Annotated in this window: 8 protein-coding genes and 1 rRNA gene; all 9 read left to right on the top strand. The window is 39.6% G+C overall.

Annotated elements, in window-relative coordinates; genetic code table 11:
• Window positions 1-74: ribosomal RNA gene (gene rrf / locus AC3WR0_RS22205) — 5S ribosomal RNA — on the top strand; the annotation flags it as partial.
• Between the two features lie 574 nt (window positions 75-648).
• Entirely contained in the window at window positions 649-852 is a 204-nt protein-coding gene (locus AC3WR0_RS22200) for a sigma factor G inhibitor Gin (protein ID WP_027322596.1), read from the top strand.
• Window positions 853-1,029: 177 nt separating this feature from the next.
• Complete coding sequence (locus tag AC3WR0_RS22195) at window positions 1,030-2,463, top strand: aminotransferase class I/II-fold pyridoxal phosphate-dependent enzyme (RefSeq protein ID WP_492554323.1); 1,434 nt, start codon at window positions 1,030-1,032, stop codon at window positions 2,461-2,463.
• Window positions 2,464-2,504: 41 nt separating this feature from the next.
• Complete coding sequence (tmk, locus tag AC3WR0_RS22190; protein WP_492554322.1) at window positions 2,505-3,146, top strand: dTMP kinase; 642 nt, start codon at window positions 2,505-2,507, stop codon at window positions 3,144-3,146.
• Between the two features lie 198 nt (window positions 3,147-3,344).
• Window positions 3,345-3,674 (top strand): cyclic di-AMP receptor DarA, encoded by a 330-nt coding sequence (darA, locus tag AC3WR0_RS22185; protein ID WP_027322593.1) that lies wholly within the window; start codon window positions 3,345-3,347, stop codon window positions 3,672-3,674.
• Between the two features lie 23 nt (window positions 3,675-3,697).
• Window positions 3,698-4,138 carry a YaaR family protein gene (locus AC3WR0_RS22180; protein WP_027322592.1) on the top strand — a complete coding sequence of 147 codons (441 nt, stop codon included), beginning with the start codon at window positions 3,698-3,700 and terminating at the stop codon, window positions 4,136-4,138.
• A gap of 13 nt (window positions 4,139-4,151) precedes the next feature.
• Entirely contained in the window at window positions 4,152-5,159 is a 1,008-nt protein-coding gene (gene holB, locus AC3WR0_RS22175; RefSeq protein ID WP_492554321.1) for a DNA polymerase III subunit delta', read from the top strand.
• Window positions 5,152-5,979, top strand: coding sequence for a PSP1 domain-containing protein (locus AC3WR0_RS22170; protein ID WP_027322590.1), 828 nt, complete (start codon window positions 5,152-5,154; stop codon window positions 5,977-5,979). Before holB ends, AC3WR0_RS22170 begins: the two co-directional genes overlap by 8 nt.
• A gap of 12 nt (window positions 5,980-5,991) precedes the next feature.
• Window positions 5,992-6,363 (top strand): DNA replication initiation control protein YabA, encoded by a 372-nt coding sequence (gene yabA / locus AC3WR0_RS22165; protein ID WP_027322589.1) that lies wholly within the window; start codon window positions 5,992-5,994, stop codon window positions 6,361-6,363.
• The last annotated feature ends 55 nt before the right edge of the window (window positions 6,364-6,418 follow it).

Raw genomic sequence — 6,418 nt, 5'->3', positions numbered from 1 at the left:
ACACGGAAGTTAAGCTTCTCAGCGCCGATGGTAGTTGGGACATGCGTCCCTGTGAGAGTAGGACGTTGCCAGGCAAACGAAAGACAACCTGTATGGGTTGTCTTTTTTATTTGTTTATGAATAGCGTCTCGGAGACAAAACTCAACCACAGGAGCAAAGACTTTGTCCTTGAACCGGTCTATCGGGGACAAAGTATAAACACATGAGCAAAGAATTAACCTTTAATCAGCGTCTCACGGGCAGAATCAACTATAGCAGCAAACAGGCAGTAGCCTTCACCGCCTAGAGATAATGATCGCTTGGAGGCGGAAATCAACAATCTACACATAATGAGATCTTCTCTACACAAAACCAGCTATTCTCCACACTCAGTCCGTCCTCCTCTGCTTAATCTAAGTTCCGGAGCCCACACAGCCTGCCATGAAACCACATTATAGGTTCCAATAAGGGTAAATATTGTCCTATAACTCTATAAACAACCTAAAAGATAAAATACTTCCCGTCCTTTTTAAGAAATCCAAGATAGACATACACGTAAACCCAAAGAGACTCATAAAATAGTATTCAAGTACTATAGCAAAAATATAATTCGAAAAATTGTATACAAATCCAAGGGCCAGGGCAGAATGGGTGTATGGAGGTGGAGGAATGAGTTCGTTATTTGCGCATAACCAGCCTGGGGAAAGCTGCGTTATTTGTGAGGAATTTAAAGAAAAGGGTATTCATCTATACACTGTCTTTATCTGCACTGAATGCGAAATGGAACTGATTCATACAGAAACGAATCATCCAAAATATAAGTATTTTTTAAAACAGTTAAAAAAGATAACGACACCTGAAATTTTTTCCTAAGAGTCCTGTTAAGGGCTTTTTTTTAGCTAATCAAAATTTATATCCATAGATTCTGAACGCATAAGAAAAACTAGCATCCGCAAAATGGACTTTGCGGATGCTAAGTTTTTCTAAAAAGATGTACCGGCCACTGCTTTTTGATAGAATGGATTAGACACTTATAAGGAAGTAAAGATAATGGATCAAAAAAAGACACCTTTATATACAGCGCTCATCGAACATAGCAGCAAAAAGCCTATTTCATTTCATGTACCTGGGCATAAATATGGAGAAGTTTTTCCAACTGAAGAAAGGGAAAACTTTAGAGGAATTCTTAAATTGGATGCTACGGAAATTACCGGACTCGATGATTTGCATTCTCCTGAAGGTCCCATCCGTGAAGCGCAGATACTGCTTGCCAATTTATATGGAGCATATAAAAGCTTTTTTCTTGTAAATGGCTCTACTTCTGGCAATTTAGCTATGGTAATGGCAGCATGTAAAGTAAATGATGTAGTTCTAGTACAAAGAAATTGCCATAAGTCCATTATGAATGCTTTAAAGCTTGCAAAGGCCAAGCCCGTTTTTCTAGGTCCTGACTATTTGGTTGACTGGAAAATAGCATCCGGAATAAGCAGGGAAACAGTTGAAAAAGCACTTGAAGTCTATCCCCAGGCAAAGGCACTGATCCTTACCTATCCGAATTATTATGGGATAGCCGGGGATATGGAAAGCATTATCACTTTAGCACATGAAAAGAATATTCCTGTTCTGGTTGATGAAGCCCATGGGGCGCATTTTAAACTAGGTGGTTCATTTCCGTCATCAGCAGTGGAGCTTGGAGCTGATATTGTTGTTCAATCTGCGCATAAGACCCTTCCAGCAATGACAATGGGTTCATATTTGCATTTTAATAGCCAGAGAATAAAGCTTGAGTTTGTTGAAGAATATTTGCGTATTTTCCAATCCAGCAGCCCATCATACCCAATAATGGCCTCTTTGGATTTAGCCAGGGGTTATCTTGGTACTTATGGAGAAGTGGATAAGACGTATGTACTTAAACAAATTGATTTTTTCAGGCAGTTTTTGAAGGAAATACCCCAAATTAAAGTTTTGGAATATCCAAATGGACAGGGCGACCCTTTAAAAATAACGATACAATCTGCCTGTGGTTTAAGTGGTTTTGAAATCCAAAGTCTTCTGGAGGCTAATGATATATATACGGAGCTGGCGGATCCTTTTAACGTTTTGTTTGTTTTCCCTTTGCTGAAGGATGGAATGGAATACCCGGTCAATAAAACGTTAGAAAAAATAAGACGCTCTTTAAAAGATATAAAAACAGCCGTTCAGCCAAGTTACACTAAATATAAAGGGAATGTCATCTCTGAGCTTACTATCCCTTTTGATGAAATGCCTAACTATGAGGAAGCAGAGATCCCCCTACATGAGGCAGTGGGAGAAATTGCAGCTGAATCGATTATCCCCTATCCGCCAGGAATCCCTTTAATCCTGGCAGGAGAAAGGATTACAATATTAATGTTGGAAAACCTACTGAAATTAAGAAACAGCGGAGCCAGATTTCAGGGAGGCTCGATTATAGAAAAAAATATGCTGAAAGTATTTCGGCCTTAATGGCATTACATAGGACCGGTTTTTGGAGGGTATAATTTTTTATGGAAAACGGAGTATTTATTACGATTGAAGGGCCCGAGGGAGCAGGGAAATCCACAGTGATAGCCATGCTCGCACAACGGCTTGAAGAAGAAGGATATCCAGTGCTGATGACAAGAGAACCGGGTGGAATTGAAATTGCAGAACAAATCAGGAAGGTGATCCTGAATCCTGATAATACTGCAATGGACCCGAGGACCGAAGCCCTGCTATATGCGGCGGCCAGAAGACAGCACCTTACAGAGAAGGTAAAGCCTGCTCTAGAAAAAGGAAGTATAGTCCTTTGTGACAGATTTGTTGATAGTTCGCTTGCTTACCAGGGCTATGCCCGAGGCTTGGGAATGGAAGAAGTATTTACGATTAATCAGTTTGCTATTGAAAATATGATGCCTGATACGACTCTTTATTTTGATATTGAACCTGAAGAGGGATTAAAGCGGATAAACAGTCATAAGGGCAGGGAGATCAACCGGCTTGATCTCGAAGCTCTCGATTTCCATAAAAAGGTGAGAGAAGGCTATTTAATTTTAAAAGAACGCTTCCCGGAGAGATTTATATCAATTGATGCTTCAGCTTCTGTGGAGGATGTTTTTACATTTGCATTAGAAAGTCTTAAAGAACGTATCGAAAAAATAAGAAAATGAGCCTTCTCAGAAGGCTTTTTTTATATAAAAATTCTTACTGTTTTGCCTGCTAGCTTAAATTCAATAAAAAAAGGGTAAAGATTAAGATTATAATAGGAATTCCTGATAATTTCCATTTTGATTACCATGTATGGAACATTAATACCTGTTATAATAGAAAGAGAATATTGTCGGGAATAAATTGAAGGGGAGATTTATATGAAGTTAATTTTAGCTGTTGTACAGGATCAGGATAGCAATCGTTTATCACAGGCTCTGATGGAGAACAATTTCCGTTCTACTAAGCTTGCTTCAACAGGTGGTTTTTTAAGGGCTGGAAATACAACCTTTATGATTGGTACTGATGACATCCGTGTAGATAAAGCCCTTCAAGTTATTAAGGAAAGCTGCAAGTCAAGAGACCAGCTGGTCGCTCCTGTATCTCCAATGGGAGGAAACGCAGACTCTTATGTCCCATATCCCGTTGAAGTACAAGTAGGCGGAGCTACAGTATTTGTATTACCAGTTGAACACTTTATGCAATTTTAGAAGAAAAGTCCGAGGAAAAAAAGATGAAAATTAATCAGGATTTACGCTTGAATATAGATCAGCTGAAGGCAGACCAAAAGCAGCAGCCTTTAAATAGTTCAAGGTTTAATGACTATGTCCAAAAACAGGAACAAAAGCTTCATGTCGATGGTCTAAGGCAGCTGCTAGATGATATTGGAACTGCAGGGGACAGGCTTGCCCGTTCCCGAAACTTTAAGGATTTAGCAAAGTTTAAGACATTGGTAAAGAAATTTGTTAAAGAAACCGTGGATTTTGGCATGGGGCTTAAGCAGTCCCATAGCTGGAACCAGTTTGGGCAGGGAAGATCGTTAAAGACAGTGGAAACAATAGATCAGAAGCTGATTGAATTAACCGAGGAATTAACGCAAAAAGAAGAAAAGTCAATAGATGTATTAGGGAAAATAGGGGAAATCAAGGGTCTATTGATTAATCTATATACGTAAGAGAGTGATAGGGTTGGCTAAAACATGGGGACAATTGGAAGAAATGCAGCCTACAGTGCTGAAAATGTTGAAAAACAGCATAGTAAAGAACCGCGTAGGCCATGCTTATTTACTGGAAGGCATGAGGGGCACCGGAAAAAGGGATATCGGTTTGCTGCTTGCCCGTTCCTTGTTTTGCGAATCACCTGTTGAAGGATATAAACCCTGTGAAAGCTGCAATAACTGCAAAAGAATTCACAGTGGAAATCATCCGGATATTCATCTTTTGGAGCCGGATGGGTTATCAATAAAAAAACAGCAGATTAAAGAATTACAGGAAGAGTTTTCGAAAAAGGCTGTAGAGTCATCCAGAAAGATTTATATGATAATCGATGCCGACAAAATGTCTCCAGGAGCTGCTAACAGCCTTCTGAAATTCTTGGAAGAACCAAACTCACAGACAACGGCCCTGCTGGTTACAGAGCAGGTTCAGCAGATACTTCCAACTATTATATCCAGATGCCAAATTTTATCTTTTAAACCTTTACCCACTTCTGCCATGGTTAAACAACTGACAGAAAACGGCATTGATTTACAAAATGCCCCTTTACTTGCACATATCACGAATAATTTGGATGAGGCGATAGCACTAAATGTCGATGATTGGTTTGCACAAGCCCAAAAAATAGTGGTAAAATTATATGAAGTGTTGAAAAAAAATCCGCTTGAAGCAATGGTCACCCTTCAGGGGGATTGGTTTCCACACTTTAAAGATAAAGAGCAGGTAAATCGTGGTTTAGATCTTTTATTGCTTATTTTTAAGGATTTATTATATATACAGCTAGACAAGCAGGATCAAATTGTCTTTAAAAAGGAAAGTGAGCGTTTAAAGCAATTTGCTCTGCATACTTCAGGAAAAAGCATCTCTGGGCAAATGACTGCCATTCTGGATGCCAAAAGAAAGCTGCAGGCGAATATGAATCTTCAATTGATGATGGAGCAGCTTGTTTTAAAATTGCAGGAGGGATCTACACTTGTATGATGTTGTAGGAGTACGCTTCAAAAAAGCGGGGAAAATATATTATTTCGATCCCGGAGATCTCTCAATTCAAAAAGACGACTTTGTCATCGTGGAAACTGTCCGCGGCGTGGAATATGGAAAAGCTGTAGTTCCACGTAAACAAGTGGACGAGCATGATGTAGTGCTTCCATTGAAAAAGGTTGTCAGAATTGCAGATCAAAAGGACCGGATGCTGGTGGAAGAAAACAGACAGGCCGCACGGGAAGCATACGAAGTGTGCTGTGATAAAGTAAATGAGCATAATCTTGATATGAAGCTTGTAGATGTAGAATATACATTTGACCGCAATAAAGTAATCTTTTATTTTACCGCTGATGGAAGAGTTGATTTCCGTGAGCTGGTAAAAGATCTGGCAGCAATTTTCCGTACCCGAATCGAACTTCGCCAGATTGGAGTAAGAGATGAAGCAAAAATGCTGGGTGGTATCGGGCCATGCGGACGTATGCTTTGCTGTTCAACTTTTTTAGGTGACTTCGATCCGGTTTCAATTAAAATGGCCAAGGATCAAAATCTTTCTTTAAATCCTACAAAGATTTCCGGCTTATGCGGACGTTTAATGTGCTGCCTAAAGTACGAAAATGATGAATATGAATCTGCAAAAGAGCAGCTTCCGGACCTGGGAGAATTTATTGAAACTCCAATGGGCAAAGGGAAAGTTGTAGGTTTAAATATTTTGGAGCGAGTTCTTCAGATAGAGTTTAAAGAGCAGGAAAGAGTTCTGGAGTACACGCTGGAGGAAATTATTAAAGAAGGTGCCTTTTCTGTACAATCCACAGATTAATGAGGTGGAAGCGTGGATAAGAAAGAGATTTTTGAATCAGTGACGAATATGGAGAGCCAAATTGGCGAGCTTTACCAGAGACTTGGTGAGTTAAAGCAGCATTTGGCGGAAATACTAGAAGAAAATCACGGGTTAAAAATTGAGAATGAACTTTTGAGACGCCGTCTTGATTTAACCGCTACAGAAGTAAAAGCAAAAGGGGATAAACGGAAAAAGCCAGGCCCGACTGTTAGTAAAGGTGAAAAAGCCATTGATATTGGCGAGGGATACGACAATCTTGCCCGTCTTTACCAGGAAGGATTCCATATCTGCAATCTGCATTTTGGAAGTTTGCGAAAAGAGGGAGACTGCTTATTCTGTTTATCATTTCTCAATAAAAAGTAGACAGCCTTCCATTTGGAAGGCTATTTTTCTGGTTATAAGGATATTTTAACGGAGG

The sequence above is a fragment of the Neobacillus sp. FW104-15D2 genome (assembly GCF_058790155.1).
Note: the sequence above shows the minus strand (reverse complement) of the source record. Positions and strands in the feature narration are given on the sequence as shown.